Source organism: Shewanella pealeana ATCC 700345 (assembly GCF_000018285.1).
GTDB lineage: Bacteria > Pseudomonadota > Gammaproteobacteria > Enterobacterales > Shewanellaceae > Shewanella > Shewanella pealeana.
Genome location: NC_009901.1, coordinates 4,805,367 through 4,823,544, shown reverse-complemented (window position 1 = coordinate 4,823,544; position 18,178 = coordinate 4,805,367). Strand labels below are relative to the sequence as shown.

18 protein-coding genes are annotated in these 18,178 nt (G+C 43.4%); 11 read left to right on the top strand and 7 right to left on the bottom strand.

Features of this window, described 5'->3' with window-relative positions; genetic code table 11:
• Positions 1-20: 20 nt before the first annotated feature.
• A complete protein-coding gene (locus tag SPEA_RS20830; RefSeq protein WP_012157160.1) occupies positions 21-986 on the bottom strand; it encodes a LysR family transcriptional regulator in 966 nt (321 codons plus the stop codon).
• A gap of 543 nt (positions 987-1,529) precedes the next feature.
• Here SPEA_RS20830 and SPEA_RS20825 point away from each other — a divergent pair.
• The 5 genes from SPEA_RS20825 (at position 1,530) to SPEA_RS20805 (ending at position 4,522) form a co-directional block, all read left to right on the top strand.
• Positions 1,530-2,021, top strand: coding sequence for a DUF2726 domain-containing protein (locus tag SPEA_RS20825; protein WP_012157159.1), 492 nt, complete (start codon positions 1,530-1,532; stop codon positions 2,019-2,021).
• A gap of 82 nt (positions 2,022-2,103) precedes the next feature.
• Positions 2,104-2,574, top strand: coding sequence for a multiheme c-type cytochrome (locus SPEA_RS20820; RefSeq protein WP_012157158.1), 471 nt, complete (start codon positions 2,104-2,106; stop codon positions 2,572-2,574).
• Positions 2,575-2,588: 14 nt separating this feature from the next.
• Positions 2,589-3,272, top strand: coding sequence for a 4Fe-4S dicluster domain-containing protein (locus SPEA_RS20815; RefSeq protein WP_012157157.1), 684 nt, complete (start codon positions 2,589-2,591; stop codon positions 3,270-3,272).
• Positions 3,269-4,210 (top strand): cytochrome c nitrite reductase subunit NrfD, encoded by a 942-nt coding sequence (nrfD, locus tag SPEA_RS20810; RefSeq protein ID WP_012157156.1) that lies wholly within the window; start codon positions 3,269-3,271, stop codon positions 4,208-4,210. The genes SPEA_RS20815 and nrfD overlap by 4 nt, the downstream gene beginning before the upstream one ends.
• 21 nt (positions 4,211-4,231) lie before the next feature.
• A complete protein-coding gene (locus SPEA_RS20805; protein WP_012157155.1) occupies positions 4,232-4,522 on the top strand; it encodes a cytochrome c3 family protein in 291 nt (96 codons plus the stop codon).
• Positions 4,523-5,049: 527 nt separating this feature from the next.
• Here the strand turns inward: SPEA_RS20805 and SPEA_RS20800 are convergent.
• Positions 5,050-5,517, bottom strand: coding sequence for a tellurite resistance TerB family protein (locus tag SPEA_RS20800; RefSeq protein WP_012157154.1), 468 nt, complete (start codon positions 5,515-5,517; stop codon positions 5,050-5,052).
• Between the two features lie 104 nt (positions 5,518-5,621).
• Positions 5,622-6,140, bottom strand: coding sequence for a DUF2780 domain-containing protein (locus SPEA_RS20795; RefSeq protein ID WP_012157153.1), 519 nt, complete (start codon positions 6,138-6,140; stop codon positions 5,622-5,624).
• Positions 6,141-6,323: 183 nt separating this feature from the next.
• On the opposite strand from SPEA_RS20795, the gene SPEA_RS20790 reads away from it, so the two are divergent.
• The 3 genes from SPEA_RS20790 to SPEA_RS23550 all read left to right on the top strand — a co-directional run bounded on the left by SPEA_RS20790 (position 6,324) and on the right by SPEA_RS23550 (position 10,208).
• Positions 6,324-7,058, top strand: a complete 735-nt coding sequence (locus SPEA_RS20790) for a hypothetical protein (RefSeq protein ID WP_012157152.1) — start codon at positions 6,324-6,326, stop codon at positions 7,056-7,058.
• A 117-nt stretch (positions 7,059-7,175) separates the two neighbouring features.
• Positions 7,176-8,597 carry a DUF4145 domain-containing protein gene (locus SPEA_RS20785; RefSeq protein ID WP_012157151.1) on the top strand — a complete coding sequence of 474 codons (1,422 nt, stop codon included), beginning with the start codon at positions 7,176-7,178 and terminating at the stop codon, positions 8,595-8,597.
• A 342-nt stretch (positions 8,598-8,939) separates the two neighbouring features.
• Positions 8,940-10,208 (top strand): hypothetical protein, encoded by a 1,269-nt coding sequence (locus SPEA_RS23550; protein WP_012157150.1) that lies wholly within the window; start codon positions 8,940-8,942, stop codon positions 10,206-10,208.
• 17 nt (positions 10,209-10,225) lie between these two features.
• On the opposite strand, the gene SPEA_RS20775 is transcribed toward SPEA_RS23550, so the two are convergent.
• Positions 10,226-10,555 carry a hypothetical protein gene (locus SPEA_RS20775; protein ID WP_012157149.1) on the bottom strand — a complete coding sequence of 110 codons (330 nt, stop codon included), beginning with the start codon at positions 10,553-10,555 and terminating at the stop codon, positions 10,226-10,228.
• 164 nt (positions 10,556-10,719) lie between these two features.
• On the bottom strand, positions 10,720-11,688 hold the full coding sequence (locus SPEA_RS20770; RefSeq protein ID WP_012157148.1) for a LysR substrate-binding domain-containing protein: 969 nt from the start codon (positions 11,686-11,688) through the stop codon (positions 10,720-10,722).
• A gap of 100 nt (positions 11,689-11,788) precedes the next feature.
• Between SPEA_RS20770 and SPEA_RS20765 the strand changes: the two genes are divergently transcribed.
• Positions 11,789-12,991: a multidrug effflux MFS transporter gene (locus SPEA_RS20765; RefSeq protein WP_012157147.1), complete on the top strand. Its 1,203-nt coding sequence runs from the start codon at positions 11,789-11,791 to the stop codon at positions 12,989-12,991.
• 115 nt (positions 12,992-13,106) lie between these two features.
• Here the strand turns inward: SPEA_RS20765 and SPEA_RS22440 are convergent, their stop codons facing one another.
• Positions 13,107-14,123 carry a hypothetical protein gene (locus SPEA_RS22440; RefSeq protein WP_012157146.1) on the bottom strand — a complete coding sequence of 339 codons (1,017 nt, stop codon included), beginning with the start codon at positions 14,121-14,123 and terminating at the stop codon, positions 13,107-13,109.
• 299 nt (positions 14,124-14,422) lie between these two features.
• Between SPEA_RS22440 and SPEA_RS20755 the strand changes: the two genes are divergently transcribed.
• Positions 14,423-15,016: a tRNA-uridine aminocarboxypropyltransferase gene (locus SPEA_RS20755; RefSeq protein ID WP_041411661.1), complete on the top strand. Its 594-nt coding sequence runs from the start codon at positions 14,423-14,425 to the stop codon at positions 15,014-15,016.
• Between the two features lie 262 nt (positions 15,017-15,278).
• Here SPEA_RS20755 and SPEA_RS20750 read toward each other — a convergent pair whose 3' ends face one another.
• Positions 15,279-17,423 carry an EAL domain-containing protein gene (locus SPEA_RS20750; protein ID WP_012157144.1) on the bottom strand — a complete coding sequence of 715 codons (2,145 nt, stop codon included), beginning with the start codon at positions 17,421-17,423 and terminating at the stop codon, positions 15,279-15,281.
• A gap of 363 nt (positions 17,424-17,786) precedes the next feature.
• On the opposite strand from SPEA_RS20750, the gene SPEA_RS20745 reads away from it, so the two are divergent.
• Positions 17,787-18,152 (top strand): hypothetical protein, encoded by a 366-nt coding sequence (locus SPEA_RS20745; protein WP_223296537.1) that lies wholly within the window; start codon positions 17,787-17,789, stop codon positions 18,150-18,152.
• The last annotated feature ends 26 nt before the right edge of the window (positions 18,153-18,178 follow it).

Sequence of the window (18,178 nt, the reverse complement as noted above, 5' to 3'; positions counted from 1 at the left end):
TTTTTTATTTAGATTATTCGTTAGTGTAACAATAGCTCAACCAACTCTTTCACTTCTGATGATATCCAACGTAAGTTTGGGTCTTTGTTACTATCACTATAAACCAAATAAAGATATGGTTCTTTCACATGCATGTATAAACGCTCAGATTCTACGTCAGATAAGCGACAAGCATGCAGATCTGGAGTGTTATTAATCATTGTAAATATAGAGCTGTAAGGTAACAATGCGATCCCTTGGCTGGAACGCAGGTATTCGAATAGCCCTGTTAACCCAGTTAAGTTCATCTCAGTGATTAGTTTAATATGTTGTGATTGACAAAATTCTTGAAAAGGACTCTGTTCCTGCTCTGATTGACCCATATTGCTATTAATAAATGGATAGTGTGCAATGGACTCTAAGGTGATTTCTTCTTTTAATATTGGATGTTCGTGATGGCAAACTAAGAAGACTTTGTTTAATTTCTTCAATGGTATTGCGTTTAGTGAATCATTCGTATCTTTAATACTATCTAGCATCTTGCTACAACATAAGCCGAGATCGACCTCACCATTGATAATGTCGTTGATAGAGTTCTTCGTCCAAGGTGTAATGTTGAAGCTCATCTCTTTGCCAGCATTCTTGATGGCGTTAAGTAGTACTTTGGGAAAAGGAGATGAGATTATATCGGGAGCCACAATTTCGAAATGATGTGTAGTGCTCAGTCCATGAATACCATTTAGTTTCTGTAAATTTTTAGAGCACTCAATGATCTCTTTCGCAATCGGGTACACTTTAGCTGCAAATTCATTGGGGACTAATCCATGCTTTTTACGAATGAAAAGTTCATTACCAAATACTTCCCTTGCGTGTTTGAGACAGCGACTTATCTTTGGTGCGGGAACATTCAACTTATGAGAGACAAAAGTAGCAGATTTATGCTCATAAAGATTAACTAGTATATTAATGCTTAATAAATCCAAGTCACTAAAACTTATATCTCTCATATTAAATACCTCTTTATTGGTATGTACCAAATTTGATAATAACCAATTTGTATTTTTTTATACTAATTTATTTCAATTGCTTTTTAAAAATGAAGCCTGTGTCACTCAATGGGTTATGTCTATATTAAATAGTGGATATCTAGAACGAGCATGACTTAGCGCTAGCAAGGGGCTAAGGTCAGTGATGACTTTTAATAGGCTTATTTTAAAGCCATGTTTAAACTGCAATAAGTGTGCACAAATGGTTAATGTTGTGTTTGAGGTGTTGTTGTTTTTTTTGCTTAGTTTTTTTGCTTTACCGACTCAAATCTATAATTTCTATTCCTATTGTTTTTACAAAGTTGAAATGTACATTTTAGACATTCCATTTTTGTATTTGTAAATTGCGAATTTTCTTAATTAGAGTTGCTTTTAATTTTTATGATGAATAAAACGTTCGGATTGAAACACTTGATTTATATCAATGTTTTAATCGGTTAAATAACAATACTTAAATAGCGTTAAAATAAGTTTTATAATTAAAATGTTAGTTTGGAGGTCGTTATGAGTGCATCTGTAATTTTTAGTTATGCCTTTATGTACTTTGTATTATTCCTTGTGGTGCCATTTGTTTTAGTGACATTTACAATGACTTGTATAAAGTTCTTTAAAGCAAGCGAGTTTGTAGCATCTAATATTAAGTTAAAGCCTAATTCATTAGAAAGTCAGCCAGGTAGCTTTATCAATAAATTGAACGCCTTGGTTGTGGGTAAATACAATGTGCTATATGGCACAACATTAGATAACCTTTGTGACGTTGATAAAAATGAAAAAGAGCAAGATGCTCACAGTTACTTGCAAGCTTGTCATCTAGATTATGTTTTGGTCGATAGTGAATCTTCAACGGTAAAGCTCGTTATTACAGACCCGCAGCATAACTCTGAAGAGAGCAACAGATTCATCGACGATACATTAGCCAAAATGGGTGTAAAAGTACTTCACTTAGCCAAGAATGACTGTGACGCAAACCTGATCAAAAGCTCGTTAGTCGCATAACATCAATGGGTGTTGCAACATTAGTTGTAACACCTCATCCCCAACTCTCTTTATTTATCACTTAGTAATGTGAGGACACCCCATGTCCAGCTTATTTAAATATTCAGTTTCCTTGTTGATGAGCATTTTACTTGTTGTTGCCGCTTCGGTGATATCTATCAAGGCTGTTGCCGCAGAATTTAAAATTAATGAAAATAAACAATGCATTATGTGCCATAAGCGCAATGGAAAAATGCTCGGCGTACATGCCAATGACGCCTTAGATATCAGTTGTCAGGATTGTCATGGTGAAAAAGAGGGACATCCAAGAAAGGCATCCAACTTAATCGGCTTTAGTAATAAGTCGGCCTCAGATGTTAATACGCAAACTCAAAGCTGTTTGAAGTGTCACGACCATAGCGTATTAGCTGAACGTGATTGGAGCCATGACGCTCACTCTAACAAGGTGAATTGTGCTAGCTGCCATCTTTTACATCCCAACACAGATCCTGTGCTAGGCGTATCTGCAAAAGAGCGTAGTGAACTGTGTAGCAGTTGCCACGTGGCCAAGTAATTAGGGGAATCTATATGTCTAACTCAAGAAGATTGTTTTTAAAAGGTGCCTGTGCAGCGGCGGTTGGGGCTTCCGGCTTCACCATCGCAACGGCCAAAGGGACTGCTGGTAGCGACGTTGAACCCGTATGTAACTATGCCTTAGTACATGATGAGACCAAGTGTATCGGTTGTGATGCTTGCTCTATTGCTTGTCGTGAAGTCAACCAAGTACCAGAAGGTGTAAGCCGATTAGAGATCGAGCGTGAAGGCCCATTTGGTGAGTATCCAAATCAGCATTTTCGATTTACGCGTAAATCATGTCAGCATTGTGATGATACGCCTTGTGTAAAGGTATGCCCAACAGGGGCTGCCTATAAAGACCCAAAAACAGGCATCGTAAGTGTCGATGAATGGAAGTGTGTCGGTTGCCAATACTGCATTGCTGCTTGTCCGTATCAAATCCGTTTCATTAATCCAGTGACTAAAGCGGCTGATAAATGCGATTTCTGTAAGGAAACTCGCCTTAAAGAGGGTCAGTTACCTGCTTGTGTTACTGCCTGTCCAACTAAAGCGTTAACTTTTGGTGATATTACTGACCCGCAATCTCAAGTCGTACAAGTGCTTAAATCAGCCCCTAGCTACCGAACTAAAACTGATCTCGGGACCAGGCCTAAGTTGTTCCGTATTGCATCACAAAGTGGGGAGATAAAACTATGAGTCCATTCCATTTTGACAGCCTAACTTGGCCATGGCCAATTGCCATCTACCTATTTCTTGCGGGTATATCGGCCGGAGCCATCTGCTTTGCTGTATTGCTAAAACACTTTAAATTGGGACGTGATGCCTATAAATCAGGCTTTGTCCAGGCGGCTTGTCTTATTGCACCGTTGGCTGTATTTGCAGGGCTTGGCATTTTAGTTATCGATTTAACTAAGCCGTTCGATTTTTGGAAGATCTTAGTGTTCTACAACCCGACTTCTGTGATGTCTGTTGGTGTCGCTGTACTGATGGTCTATCAGGTTGCACTGTTCGCTTGGTTAGCTTGTGTCTTTAAAGAGCCTGCGCTTTCTTGGTGTAACGGTCGCTGGCCAGTTGTTGAGAAGTTATTTAGTGCAATCGCTAAGCATGAAGCAAGCATTACAGGCTTCTTGGTGATCCTTGCCTTGTCATTAGGTGCATATACTGGCTTCCTGCTATCGGCATTAACGACTTATCCAATGCTAAATAATCCGGTATTGCCTTTGCTGTTTTTGGTCTCAGGGCTTTCATCGGGAGCTGCGGGGACTCTACTCGGCGGCGTATTGCTCAAAGGTAATCCTGATGGTAAGGAAGTGCACTTTATCCACAATATTGAGATCCCAATGATTTTGGTGGAAATTGTGCTTATCTTCACCTTCTTTACAGGCTTGATTTTAACTGGAGGCCAGAGCCAAGTGGCTGCATTTGCTGCAATTGGAGAAGGCTTCTGGGGCTGGATATTCTGGGCTGGTATCGTTGTTGTTGGTTTGAGTATGCCACTGGCCTTTAACCTATTTATGAAAGCCTCCTCTAAGCGCAAGTTCTCTTATGTGGCGATTACTGCCAGCTGCAGTTTAATCGGCGTACTTTTACTGCGTAACTTCATTCTTTATACCGGCCAAATGACGGTTGCTTAATTATTTACTGAGGGTTTGAACATGCTTAAAGTTTTAGGATTAACAGTTTTATTGAGCTTTTCGGGTGTAGTGATGGCAACTTCAGTTGCTGACTCACATACAGAGATGGCAGGTTGTGAGTCATGCCATAAAGATGGTGATCCATCGGCGGATATGACATATGAGAATGAAACCTGTGTGAGCTGTCATGGCTCATTGAAAGAGCTTGATGGTGAGATGCATCTGCAGCATGACGGTATCATTACTTGTAGTGACTGCCATGTTGTGCACGAGGAGGTTTCGGCTAACGATAGCTGTGCAAGCTGCCACTAAAAGTCTTTATATAAGAAATTGAGAAAAGAGTTGTAAAAACAACTCCATGCTTCGCAAGGACGCTTCTGGGCAGGATGCCATTTTAGCAACTTAGTGATTAATTACTAAGTACTCGACCTCCAAATGCGATTGCCACTTTAAATTAAGGTGGCTTCTTGCGTTAACTTATACCAATCAGTATAAGAAGTTGATCTACTCAGAGCGTTTTTGGCAAACTAATTCAAGGCGAATAACTGAAAGAATGGTTGCTCCCTTGTGAAGTTGTTCAACGCAGAAGTAGGCAGCCAAAAACGCTCCAGAATGGCGAGTTTTAGCGGCTCTGATACGGTGTTAACGAGCTTAAACGTAGAATAACTATGCTCTTCACTCGTTGCAAACCACATGGATGTGGTGAATGTCATTAATGCTGGAGCATTTAATGACCTTGTCTCAGTGCCGCTAAACTTTCGCTGAGAGACCAAGTCTCTATACTGATTGGTATTAATGTGAATAAAGTGCTGATTGCAATCTAGTCAGCCTGAAGCCATCTAATCATGAGAGGGGTTGGCTTGCTGTTCCATCGCAATATTACGCATTTGAATGAGTTCGCTATGGCGTAAATAAAATAACTCAGCAGTGCGACGAATGATCTGATCTTCATATTGGCATAAATGCCCATCAGCATAAGCAAGTTGCCACATGGCTAAAATAAGCTGTTGTTTTTGGCTGACATCAAAATTGTCGTTAATCGCTTGAGTGAACTCGTATAAAGAGGTCGACTTTTGTTGTGATCTCTTCGCTTCGCTTATCAGGCTTTGTACGTCATCAGTGCTTAGATTCAATGTGGTAGTTAGCAAATCAGGCAGCAATTTGGCCTCTTGCTCTGACATGCTTTCATCGGCCATGACAACTTCTAGTAGCAAACTGGCGGCAGCCAGATTTAAGTGTTCTTGGCGCTCTTCCTCAGAAAGGACGGCTTGTGGGTTACCAAAAAATTGTTTCAGTTTGGCGATCATATTGGCTCCTAAACCTTAATGGGCATGATAGTTTATTAGAGCTTAATTATGGCAGAGAGTTCCTTCTCAACAATTATCCAATCGCTGAGAAGGAGAAACTAGGCCTACAAGATAGAATTAAGACCTTTCATTAGTAGATCTGAAGTTCCTGCACTGCCATTGGTATCTAAGTAGCCTTTGACGATATCGATCATTGGTGCTGCAAGTTCTTTGGAAATGCCTAATTTCTCAAACGCATTATAAACCATAGCGCCACCTTGCAAAGATTCACCTAAGCCACCCGCCTTGGAGAGTAACCCTGACACACCGGAGTCACTATCGAGCTCAGGCGTTGCACTTAACAGTCCATCAATACCTGGAATCGAATCGGCTATAGAGCTGAAGTCATTGCTGCCTAAAGAGCTTTGCGCTAGCGAGAGTAAGCTACCCAATCCACCTTCGGCTTGAGTCTGGCTTAGGCCAAGTTGCGACATCACTGTGCCAACTAAATCACTCGATTGAGCCTGCTGGGTTTGCTCACTAGCTGTCGCTGTTGCTTGGCCTAGTTGGTCTAAGAGCCCTGCGCTGGCTGGGGAACTCAATAAAGCGGATATGGTAAGTAGAGTTGCAGTCATTGATTTCATCGAGGCTTTCCTTGTGTCGTCTAATCTTAGAATAATTACTTATTCTAACGTTTTTAACAATTCGTTTGCATTTTTTGTTTGTCACTAGCGAGTAATTGGTGATTTCAACTGTGCATTAATTTCCAAACTTGGGTATCCTTAGCTTTAACTCGTGTTATTGAATTTTATCTTTTGGAAAGCCCTATGCCATTGTCAGCAATATTGACTCAAGCTTTTAACTTTTTTCGAAACAATATTAGTCAGTTAGCGTTTTTGTTTGTACCGATTTTATTTGTGCAGGTTGGTATACAGCTATGGCTAAGCTTAGAAATTAGTGCCGCAGATTTCGAAAACCCTCAATTTGGTACCAGCCACATGGTCGCCATGATGGTACTACTGCTAGTGTTCTCGTTCTTGATTGCGGCATTAACGCTATTTTTAGAGATCCGTTCTCAGGGCCATAGTCCATCGAATGGCTTGATCTTGAAGACCAGTTTGAACTTTGTGCCAGCACTCTTGTTGGCAGGGGTGTTTTCGGGTCTTGCGGTACTTGCGCCTGTGTTTATTCTGCTCGCAGTTAACCCTACTCTGGGCATTATTGGTTTAGTGGGTAGCATCTATCTGTTCGCGCGTTTGGCGTTCGTTAATTTTATGGTCGTGGTTGAGCGTCTTACTCCAATGGAAGCGATTAAGCGCAGCTTTAGTTTTAGTGGTCCTATCGCTTTTAAAACGATACTAGTGTTATTGCTATATATTCCTCTATCGCTATTTGGCGGTATGTTAGCGCAGCTAACTCAGCTAGGTGGTATGCCGACACAGCTTATTGGTGAAGTCATCGTGGCCTTTTTTGGCCTATTCGTGAACGTGGCGTTATTCCGTCTATATATGGTGTCACGTCCAACGCCTGATTCACCGGGCAATATTCAAAACGAAGAATAATATTCCTGAATAGGGATTTGTTCTCTGGGATTGCAGCGACTTACTTTGTGTAATAGCTGCAATGCCTAGCCTGTTATCTGAAAAGCTTAGGGTTATTCTTGATTAGGGGTAAATGTCTTGTTGAACGATATTGAGTTCGTCAATCTGTTCTCAGCTGAATTAGGTGAGGATTATCGCAAGGCCAAAAGTTATGTAAAAGATGTACCGACTCAGGCACTGCTACATGTACGCAGTTTTAGTCATAAGCTCACGAGTTTGCTGGCTGAGCCTAAGAAGATCCGTTTCGAAAGCCCTAACCTATATGACCGAATCGAGCAGCTTAATCAGCATCGACTCATCAACGTTAAAACCACCCGCGCACTACACAAGCTCAGAGCCGACGGTAACCGTGGCGCTCATCCTGAAAAGTATCACCTCACCCCCGAGCAGCTACAGCAGTTAAGTGAGCGTTCGATTAAACAGCTTTTATCTTTGGTGGAGTCGCTGTTTGTTAGTGTGAGCAAGCAAGATAAGCCTGAATATTACTTTGAAGATTTTGACTCGTTAGCGGGGCGAGACCTGTGCTATCGCGCCGTCATGGATCGCGACCCCGAGTCGCAGTATTTGGTGGGGATGTCATTAAAAACCCGAGCTCTGATGCAGCGTGAGCAGGAACACGCACTGCAGGGCAGTGGTGATGAGGCGGTAGAAGAGCGCTCGACGGCTTCATTGAAGCAGGCCAGCTATTGGTTTGCTCAGGCATCGATCAAAGATCTAAACGCTTTGTTCGAGCACGGGGTATCTTTGATCCACGGTTACAGCGGAGAGACCGACGTAATCGCAGGAGAGCTTGCAATTGCTAAGGCTGCCGAAGCGGGCATTGCTAATGCGATGGCGCTATTAGGTTATTTCTATCTGGTGGGCAGTGAGCAGTTTGAAGCTGACTCGAGTTTGGCGCAGCAATACCTCAGCGAAGCGGCTAAGTTAGAGCAATCGGAGGCAATGGCTAATTTAGGGGTGCTCTATTACCAGCAGGGTGAGCTAGAAAGCGCCTATAAGTATATTCATCGAGCGGCTCAGGCTGGATTCCCTCACGCTCAATATCATTTAGCCTTGATGCTGGCACGTGGCGAAGGCTGTGAGCAAGACAGCATTAAGAGTGCTTATTGGATGGCTGAGGCCGCTGAGCAGGGGCAGGTGGATGCTATGTTTTCCTGTGCGCAGGGGATGCTGCATGATGACAGCGCCATTGGGCAAGACTTGTCACAAGCAGAAGCCTATCTGCGAGAGGTGATTAAGTATGGTCATAGCGTACCGGCAATGATTGAACTCAGTATTGCACTCGCCGATGGCATCTTAGGGCGCATCGATGTGGTGTCTGCCGCAGCGTTACTTAAAATGGCGAGAGAGCGAGCCAATCAAACTGAGCTGGATGTGATTTTGCCGCTATGGAGTTCATTGGCGCAGCAAGTTGATGCCGTTTTAGCCGTTACCAATTCAAAACAAGAGCTTTTATCATTAAACAAAGCGGCAGAGTTGTTATCTGAGCCCGAAGATTAAGGGCGTAGAGTCATCAATCGATGGATTGATGACTCATTTTACAAGTAAACTCCGCTAGCAAGGCTGATGCCTCAGGAATAAGTATGCACTATAACAGCTAAAATATTGTTGATTATGGTAGTGTAAGTTTGACTGAATCGAGCTCGATTTATGAATTATCTTCATATTAAACCGCTTTGAATTGCCCCCGTTTTACTATAAAAGGCTTTTAACATTAGCGCAGCGCTATCTTTGCCTCCTATGCTGGGTGACTAGTTAGTCAAATTACTTAATCGACACGGTTATTGTATAATGTATACTGTGTTGGTAATTTGATTATCTGCTTACTCGATAGGAGTTCTCTTGCCACAATTTGATACTGAACAAACTAGTGCTTCAACATTATCCGATGGCGCTCAGCAGCAAGCCCTGAATAAGTTTGCAGAACGCTATATCAAGTTAGCTTTAGCTGTCGGTCAGCATGACAGTTATTATGTCGACGCCTACTATGGTCCAAAAGATTGGCAGAAAGAAACCTATTGGCAGCCTATCCCCGATCTGTTAAATCAGCATCAAGTTGGCTCCGAGCTATTGGCGACACTAGGGCTACAGCTGACAGTGGGTGAGCTCAATGAACGTTATCAATTTTTGAAGACTCAGTGGTACTCCATCGGCGCTTACCTTAACTTTTTACAAGGTAAACAGTTGAGTTTCGATGAAGAAGCCATTGCTTTATACGATTGCCATCTTAGCCCTTACTCCTTGCTCGAACATCAACAAGTACTGGCCGAAATAGAATCTCTATTGCCGGGAGAGGGCATGCTCACCGATCGGTATAATGAGTTTAAATCGCAATTTATTGTGCCTAAAAACAAGGCTGCTGAGGTATTTAGCGCTTCGGTGGATATTGCTCGAAAACTTACTCGCAAGCATATGGACTTACCCGAAAACGAAAGTTTTGAAATTGAATATGTTAACGATAAGGTATGGACAGCGTATAACTGGTACAAGGGCGACTCTCACAGCTTAATCCAGTTGAACCAAGATCAGCCCCTAGGCATTGAGCGTTACTTAGAGCTGGCCTCCCATGAAGGCTACCCTGGGCATCATGTATTCAATGTTTTACAAGAGCAGAAGTTGGTGAAGGCTAAGCAATGGCTAGAGTATGCCATCTATCCGTTATACAGCCCGATCTCTTATTTGTCAGAGGGCAGCGCTAACTATGCGCTGAGTCTGATCATGTCCGATGAAGAGGTGTTGGCTTTTGAGCGTGACGTGCTAATGCCGCTGGCAGGATTGAGCGGAGATCTTGCCCTGTTTCACAAGATATTAAAGTTAGTGAAAAAGCTGGGTTATTTTGAGAACTACGTCAGCCAGTGTTTAACCGATAAGCGAGTCGATGCTGAAGCGGCGGAAAAGATGCTAATCGAAGGCGCGCTTTACCCTAACTCACGTGCGAAACAGCGCGTTAAGTTTTATGAACGTAATCGCTCTTATGTGATTAATTATAGCGTGGGTGAAGACGCCGTAGCGGCTTGGGTCGAGGCGAAAGCTGACACAAAAGCAGAAAAATGGACGCGCTTCGAAAGCCTGTTATCTAGACCTCTAAACGCGTCGGATATGGTTATTTAACTTAATTAGCTATTAGGTTAAATAGGCTCGTTAGGATTGTGTTCGAACGTACGGCCTTTGTGTGGTGCAGAGGTCGGTGCTTCTTTATAAATCGACTCCTGAAACTCTTCGCTATACTGAAACTCTTTGTTGGCTTGCTGCTTCTGAAAGCGAGCAAGTTGACGCTTGAGATATACCCGACCGAATAGACTCAAGGCCACAAAAGTAATGGCACCAAACAATAGTAAAAATGGCAGCGCGACTAGAGCTAATGTCATAAACGCTAGACCGATAACGAATGCTAACCAACCGCGAGTACCTGAAAATCGGCTCTGCATCGGATTGTTCTGAAATTGGCTATAAATCATATGTTCTCCAAAATATCTTAATGTTAGCTTACACGAAGAAGATGAATGAAGACTGAATGGCTTGGTCTTTTGTTCGTGATGCTTAAGGCTAACTGTTGAATATTATACTGCCGTTTATTTGAACCAAGATCACGTTAATAAAGGTTAATCTAATTTAACTCGCTTCAATTTTGACTGTTTAAAAACGCCTTGGCAACGCTTTCACAAATAATCTCCTTAACCCATCCATGGCCTGGATCTTCAGCACTTCGCTCATGCCAGAGTAGTACGTAGGCCAGTGGAATAAATTCAATCGGCAGCGGTAACTCGACTAAGGGATAGAGCTTCTTAGCATGTTGGGCAAAGCTCGCGGGTAGGGTAAAAATCAGATCGCTATGGGCACAAACACTCGCAGCGCCATAAAAATCGGGCACGATAGTGCTTAAACGGCGATGGTGACCTAAATCGGCCAGATGATAGTCCAGTGCCCACCAGTCATTGCCTTCGCAGCGTACCTGCACATGTGACATCTCGAGATAGACAGTCAGATCCCAATGGCCGGCAGCTACGGCCGAGAGGATGGGGTGATCTTGGCGAACCAAACACAGCTGATGATCGGTAAACAGGGTTTGATGGGCGATGCCTTCGGGTAGCCTATCCACCTGAAAGGCAGACTGTGGGTGCAGTTCACGCCCGGCAATACCGAAATCAATCTGCCCTTGTTGAATCGCCTGCATCGAATTTTCGCTCCATACAAAGCTATCGAGCTTAAGGTTGGGGGCGCGATTGAGTAAGGTGCCGATAAAGTAAGGCAGCAAAGTTTCGTAAGCGCTTTCCACCATGGCAAATGAAAACTGACGGTTACTGTTATGGGGCGTAAAGCTTGGCGGTAGTGTTAGTTGATACAAGCTTTGTAGGCTTTGGGGGAGGATCTTGCCTAACTGTACTGCGTGGGCTGTTGGCTTAAGTCCATGAGCGGTGCGCAGGAAAAGTGGATCCCCTAGGGTCTCCCTTAAGCGGTTTAAGCTCTTACTCAGAGCAGACTGACTAAGGTGTAGGCGATTGGCGGCACGGGTGACGCTTTGCTCCTCCAAAAGCACTTGCAGAATAACCAGTAGGTTGAGATCGATACGTGCGAGATTTTCTAGTTTCAAAGATATTCCTCAGTGGAAATTCACAATGGAAATAATATCATTTCTGTTCATACCATAGTTTGATTACTATAGCGCTGTTTTCCTAATTCTGAGAAAGATCATGCGTCGTAGTTTGTTACCCATTTTGTTGCCAATGGTGATTTTAAGCCCGTTGGCTATCGATATTTATCTCCCCTCTATGCCTACAATGGCAGCGGAGTTTGCTGTATCAGCTAGCGAAATCCAATCGACGTTAGTACTCTTCTTGTTTGCCATGGGCACTGGCCAGTTATTGATTGGTCCACTGGCGGATCGCTATGGTCGCCGACCTATTGCCATAGGTGGCATCATCTTTTATATGATTAGCAGTCTATTGGCCGCTATTGCAGTAGAGTTTCATTGGCTGCAAATTGCTCGAGTGATGCAAGGCTTAGCCGCTTGTTCCACCTCTATCGTGGTATTCAGTGCGGTGCGGGACTGTTTTTCACCCAAAGAGAGCGCTCGTTACTACAGCTATCTTAACGGTATGATCTGTATTATTCCCGCGTTAGCACCGACCTTGGGCGGCATGCTGGCGCTGCAATTTGGCTGGCGTTCAAACTTCATCTTTATGGCCTTGTATGGCCTAGTTATTCTGGCTTTAGTGAGCCTGCGTCTACCTGAAACTCGCCCACAGAATACCATCAGTGACGGGCCACTATACCGCTGGGCGCGTTATAAGCCGGTGATTACTGAGCCGCACTTTGTGTTTTATGCCATCGCTTGTATGGCGGGTATGGCTGCAATCCTGAGTTATGTGTCTTACGCACCTGTGTGGCTTATCGGTCACTTGGGTGTATCAGAGTTAACTTTCAGTGGCCTATTTGGCTTAAACGCGGCCGTGAATATCGTTGCCTGTTTTGCCGCACCACTAGTGATTAAAAAGCTGGGCAACCGACCAACCGTTATTGCTGCGTTAATCTTGATGCTAGCGTCTGCAGTCACTCAGGTTATTGTGCAGTTGGTGGGTCCGCAGTCAGGCTTGATGGCAGCGTATAGCTACATGTTACCTATGATGCTGCTCTGTATCGGCTTTGCCTTACTACTCGGCCCAGCAACCAGTATGGCGCTTTCGGCCTTTGGCGAAAGAGCGGGTACGGCAACAGCAATGCTTGGTTTCATTCAGATGAGTGGCGCCTCACTGCTGACGGCACTTATCCAGCAGACGAGTCTGCCTGCTCCGTATGCGGTAGCGGCCTTGATGGGCGTGGGAGCGATTGCATTACTTGCCATGATGGCTATGCCTAAGTTTGACCATTGGCACCAAGAGCAACACGCTTACTAGTTTGTGTTGGGCAAGTGCCCGATAGTAAACAGTAACAGTTAACTTTGTTTCACCCTGAAACACTTTAGCCTGCACAGACTAACCATCTGGGCAGGCTTTTTTTTAATTATTGGTATTAGAAACGGGCGTTAATGGCCAGACGGAAGAAAACTCCATCAGGCGAGTCACCTTCGTCATCGAAGTATTTAGCTACAGAAGCGTTGGCTGTGAAAAGATTTGAGAATTGCCACCAATAGGCGGTATTGATGGCGTAAAGGCTGTCGCTACCATCATCGCTATATCGAGAAGGGCCGCTTTGTTGACTGTGATTAAATATAGTTTTGCGGTCAAAATTTTGCCATGAATATTCACCGCCCACTGACCATGATTTGTTAATATAAAAGTCAGTAGCAAGGTGAACTAAATGACGATCTGTATTTGAGTCATATTGATAGCTTCCCGACTCTTCTGAATTGCCATCGTAATAGCTGGTGGCATTACGATGATCATTTTGACTATATTGCCAAAACCCTGCTAGTTCTATGCCTGCAAATGATTGCATCGGCATAAAGCTACGGGCCTGTACCCCATATGTATCTGTCTGGGAATCAAAATCACCTTGATATCTGAAGCCGACCTCTGATGCATTAAGGTCAATTGTATGATGATAATTATCTGAACTCCTAGCGTTTCCATAGTAAATAGAAACTTCTGAGGTGTCGTTAAAATAGTAGCCTAAGCTAAAATGATAGCTATCTTGGCTTTCATCTAGAGTTGTGTATTGACTGTCACTGTCATCCTTCTCATACATCCCTTTTACAAACCATTTTGAATCAAATACATATGTAGCATCTATTTGATAGAGGTCTGCGTCATCAATTATTTGCATTTGAGCGTATTGAACGCCGATATTTGAAGCTTGTGCAAGGATTCCATTCAGGGCGTAGGGGGTTTTAGTTATATCAACTGGGGAAAAATAGTAGCGATAACCTAAGTCCCATATACCATCGCCAAAATCATCACTATAGGTACCGAGGGCAAGATTTAATTCGTGTTGATAGCTGCTATTTGTTTGAGTTGGAATATCGTTTGCGAGAGCGTTACAGGCAATGAGGCTGGATAATATAGCCACCGAAAGTGTTTTGTTGTTCATTTTACGTCCTTGTTTGAGGCCTTAACTTGCTAGCCTCCTGTGATGTTTAAGCTGACTTAGTTCACCTATGGGATAAATAGCGAAGCAACTGCATTAGCAAGCGCAGTTAAACTCACTTTTAAGCTCCAAGTGTGCAACAAATTCATTCACTGAATTAGTTGGTTAAAATGATGTCCATATAAGTTCTGCTTGAAATTTACACTAAAGTTATTGAGATTGTAATGTCGAGTTATCGTGTAATTTGTATCAACACTCGGCTACAATTTGCAGGCTATTTTAAACAATTACCCAGAGGTCTCGTGTCCCGTCCAACTTGTCCCAACTGCCACTATCCGCAAAATGCCTGTTTGTGTGCCAGTATCGAACTTATGCAAGTCACGCCTGAGCTGATAATTTTGCAAGATCCCAGTGAAGTAGGGCATGCGAAGAATAGTGTGCGCCTGCTAGAGCTGGTTATCGCTGAAACTCAAGTCGTCGTCGGTGAAACAGCCGATGATTTTGCTGCGCTGCGTCAACAATTGGCTGCATCCGATAAGCCTGTCTACTTAGTTTACCCATCAGAGAACAGCATATCGGCAAATGAGACTAAGGTTGAAGAGGAAGTGATCCTTCTCTTCTTAGATGGCACTTGGAGAAAGGCCTATAAATTGCTGCAGCTTAACCCATGGTTACAGGCTTATCCTGCCTTGCACTTGGATTTGGACAGTGCTTCAAATTACACCATACGTAAGGCGAGCCGAAGCGATAGTCTGTCCACATTAGAGGCCGCGGCCATGATGTTAAAAGCCATAGATAACGAGCAAGATGTCGCGCCGCTAACTAAGGCATTAGATGCCATGGTAGAGCAAAGGTTAGCTTCTATGCCTGCCGATGTGCGGGCTAGATATCAATAACCATTATTATTTTTAGTGGTTTTTATATTGGCTGAGTAAGTGTAAAAACTCACTGCAGTTTTTGGGCGAGATACAGATGTAAGTTTTTGTGATTCAAATCGTCTATTCCTTGATAAAACGCCGCAGATATCACGCTTATTTTTCAATGAATAAGGTTTAATAACATCATCATCTTATGGTGATAATGAGGGGCTACGTCGGCAACAGCTTTTGCAGGGGGCGACACTGAATAACTTATTCAGAGTGCTGGCGTAGCTACCTTTCATCTTGCCGCTAGATTCTTAGTCTGCGTTGTCGCGTAGATTGGGTCGAGTACCTCATGGGTAAAGTTTTCAGCCGCTGTTGGCCTATTATAGAAATACCCTTGGCCCATGCCTTTTCCTAGACTCAACAGCATATCTCTTTGGGCTTGAGTTTCTACCCCTTCAGCAACAAAATTGATCTCTAAGGTTTGCGCTAGTTGCATAATGGCTTTGCAAAGCTTTCGACCTTGATTGCAATCTAAGCGTTGGGCAAAGCCTGCATCAATTTTCAGGCTGTCGATAGGCAAGCTGCTGAGCCGACTTAATGAGGACAATCCAGCGCCAAAGTCGTCAATCGTGATGCAAATACCCATCTCTTTTAACTGAGCTAAGACTTTTGTCATCAATTTAGGCCTGTGTATAAAAGCATTCTCGGTGATCTCAATAATCAATGCGCTAGCAGGCAGGCAAGTCCGCGTCAGTAACCCTTCAAGCATGGAGATAAAGTCTGGGTGTTCTAGCTGAGATCTTGAGATATTCACGCTGATTTTAAGTTCTGAGTCGTAGTCTTGTTGCCATTTCAGCATTTGAATGCAAGCTTGTTCTAGCGCCCATTGGCCAACGTTGACCATCAGGCCAGCTTCCTCTAGTAGAGGAATAAAATCATGGGCTTCAATAACCTCACCATTACTCTGATTCCAGCGCAATAGAGCTTCAATTGCCACTGTTCTATTGGATTCTAAATCGACAATGCTTTGATAAACTAAACTGAATTGGCCAAGACTTTGAGCGTGGCGTAGGTCATTTAGAGTATGTAGTTTTTTCTCGGCCGCTTCGCGAATGGTCGCGTTATAGAAACGGATATGCTTAGGGCTATTTTTAGCCGAATACATAGCGGTGTCGGCCATGCTTAAGAGCTGATTGGGCTCGTCACTTTGCTGCGGAAATAGCGAGATCCCAATACTGGTGCCAAGATAGAATTTCTGACCATTAATCTCGAAGGGGGCCTCAAACAATGACAATATCAGCTCAGAAAATGCTTCAATTTCTTGCCTGCTGTGGCACTGAGGTAAGACTAAGGTGAACTCATCACCACCGAGGCGGGCGATTTCAGCATTCTCGATACAACAAGCTTCGAGACGAGCTGCAACGAGTTGTAAGACTTTATCTCCGGTCGAGTGACCAAAGCTGTCGTTAATATTCTTAAAACCATTGAGATCTAAAAACATCAGCGCGCCGATCGAGTCGGGAGATTGCTTGATGTTGTTGATCGCCTTATTGAGCAATTGGATCAGATGGAAACGATTTGGCAACCCAGTTAGCTTGTCATACATGGCTTGTTGAGTCAGCTTGTTTTCGAGCGCCTTCTTCTCACTAATATCGCTAAACAAGTTAACGTAAAATACTGTGTTATCGGCGTAGATCCGTCGGCAACTTTGCCATGCCGGGAATGTTGAACCATCTGAGCGACACTTCCAAACTTCCCCTTGCCAGCTTCCCTTGCCTTTAAGAGGGTTATCGGGTGCTTGATTTTGGTGTTGTAATTCTAGCTTGATATCGCTCGGAGTCTTACTGAGCAAATGTTCGGCACTATAGCCACAGATCCGGCACATGGCCTTATTGACCGCCAAAATTCTATCATCTTCATCTGTGATATAAACGGCTTCGGCGCTGTCTTCTAGGGTTATCGACATCAGCTCTTTAGGCAAGGTTTCAAAGCCATTACTGATACTCTCTCTACTGCGCTTTCGCCTGTCTAAAGGCTTGAAGGAGACTATCATCACCTTAATGTTATCGAGTTGAGCCGGGTAAAGGGTTAAAACGGTAGGCAGCTCTTTACCTTGCTGACTCATATGCAACCAACTCAATGAGACGACCTCGCCCTTGGCCGCCTTTTTTATCATTTGCTGGCCATACTCGACACTATTTCTTCCTGAAGACTGCAGTCTGGGAGAGAAGTCGAAGGGGGTGGCATGAATAAAGTTCTGCTCTTGGCTTTCAAAATAATTGAGCGCTGCGGGGGTGGCAGCAAGAAAGTGGTGCCCCTGTAATATGGCCAGAGCGGTTGATTCAGATTCATTTTGCCAGAGCAAGAATTGCTCGGAATGAGCCGGATCTGTAGAGGATACACGGGGGTACAATTCAGACCAGGTTAACAAACTCATACACTCTTCCCTTTTGGCATGACATTTTAGAGGCAAATTACTGATTATTCCGACAATAAAATTATATTTTGATATAGCTTAGTCGATTTGGCGTCAAAAATACCTTTATTTGACGCTCTGTACAATTAAGATGTAACAAAATTGAATCTAGAGAACATTTACATTAAATAATTTCACAAACTATAGAGGATACTCTTGAAATTATGTTAAATACTTGATGGGTGGCAGTATGGCTAAGTCGCTGAACTTCAGTATTTTTTTTGTATTTAAAGTTTGTCATTATAACGGGGCGAATAAAAGGCGATGCCAATGTGAATGAATTGGTTAGAATAGGCATCAGAGATAAGCAACCAAGGAATAATAGTGGCCATTAAAAATATCGTATCGCTTCCACTGGTGTCGGTGATAGCCGTCATGATATTGATAAGTTCAGGAGTGGCGGCTGAGGAAGCGATAAAGACTCGCGCCGATTCGTTATCAGTGCAAGCGGAAAAAGTAAAACAACAAGTCGAACAAGAGCAGTTGCAAAAGGCACGGGATGCCGCCAAGCAAAGAGAAGACCGAGAGAAGAAAGTACTCGAGAGGCAAGAGTCGGGCGACTGGGAAAGCGAGCAAATAGAGAAGGCACAGAAGCAATTTAAGCAGCGAGAGACTCGAGAAGAGAAGTATTTACGTGAAGCTAAGGAAGCGGCGAGCAAAGATCGCCAAATCCCTAAACCTTTTGAATAGTTAATTATTACGAAAATTAGTAGAGT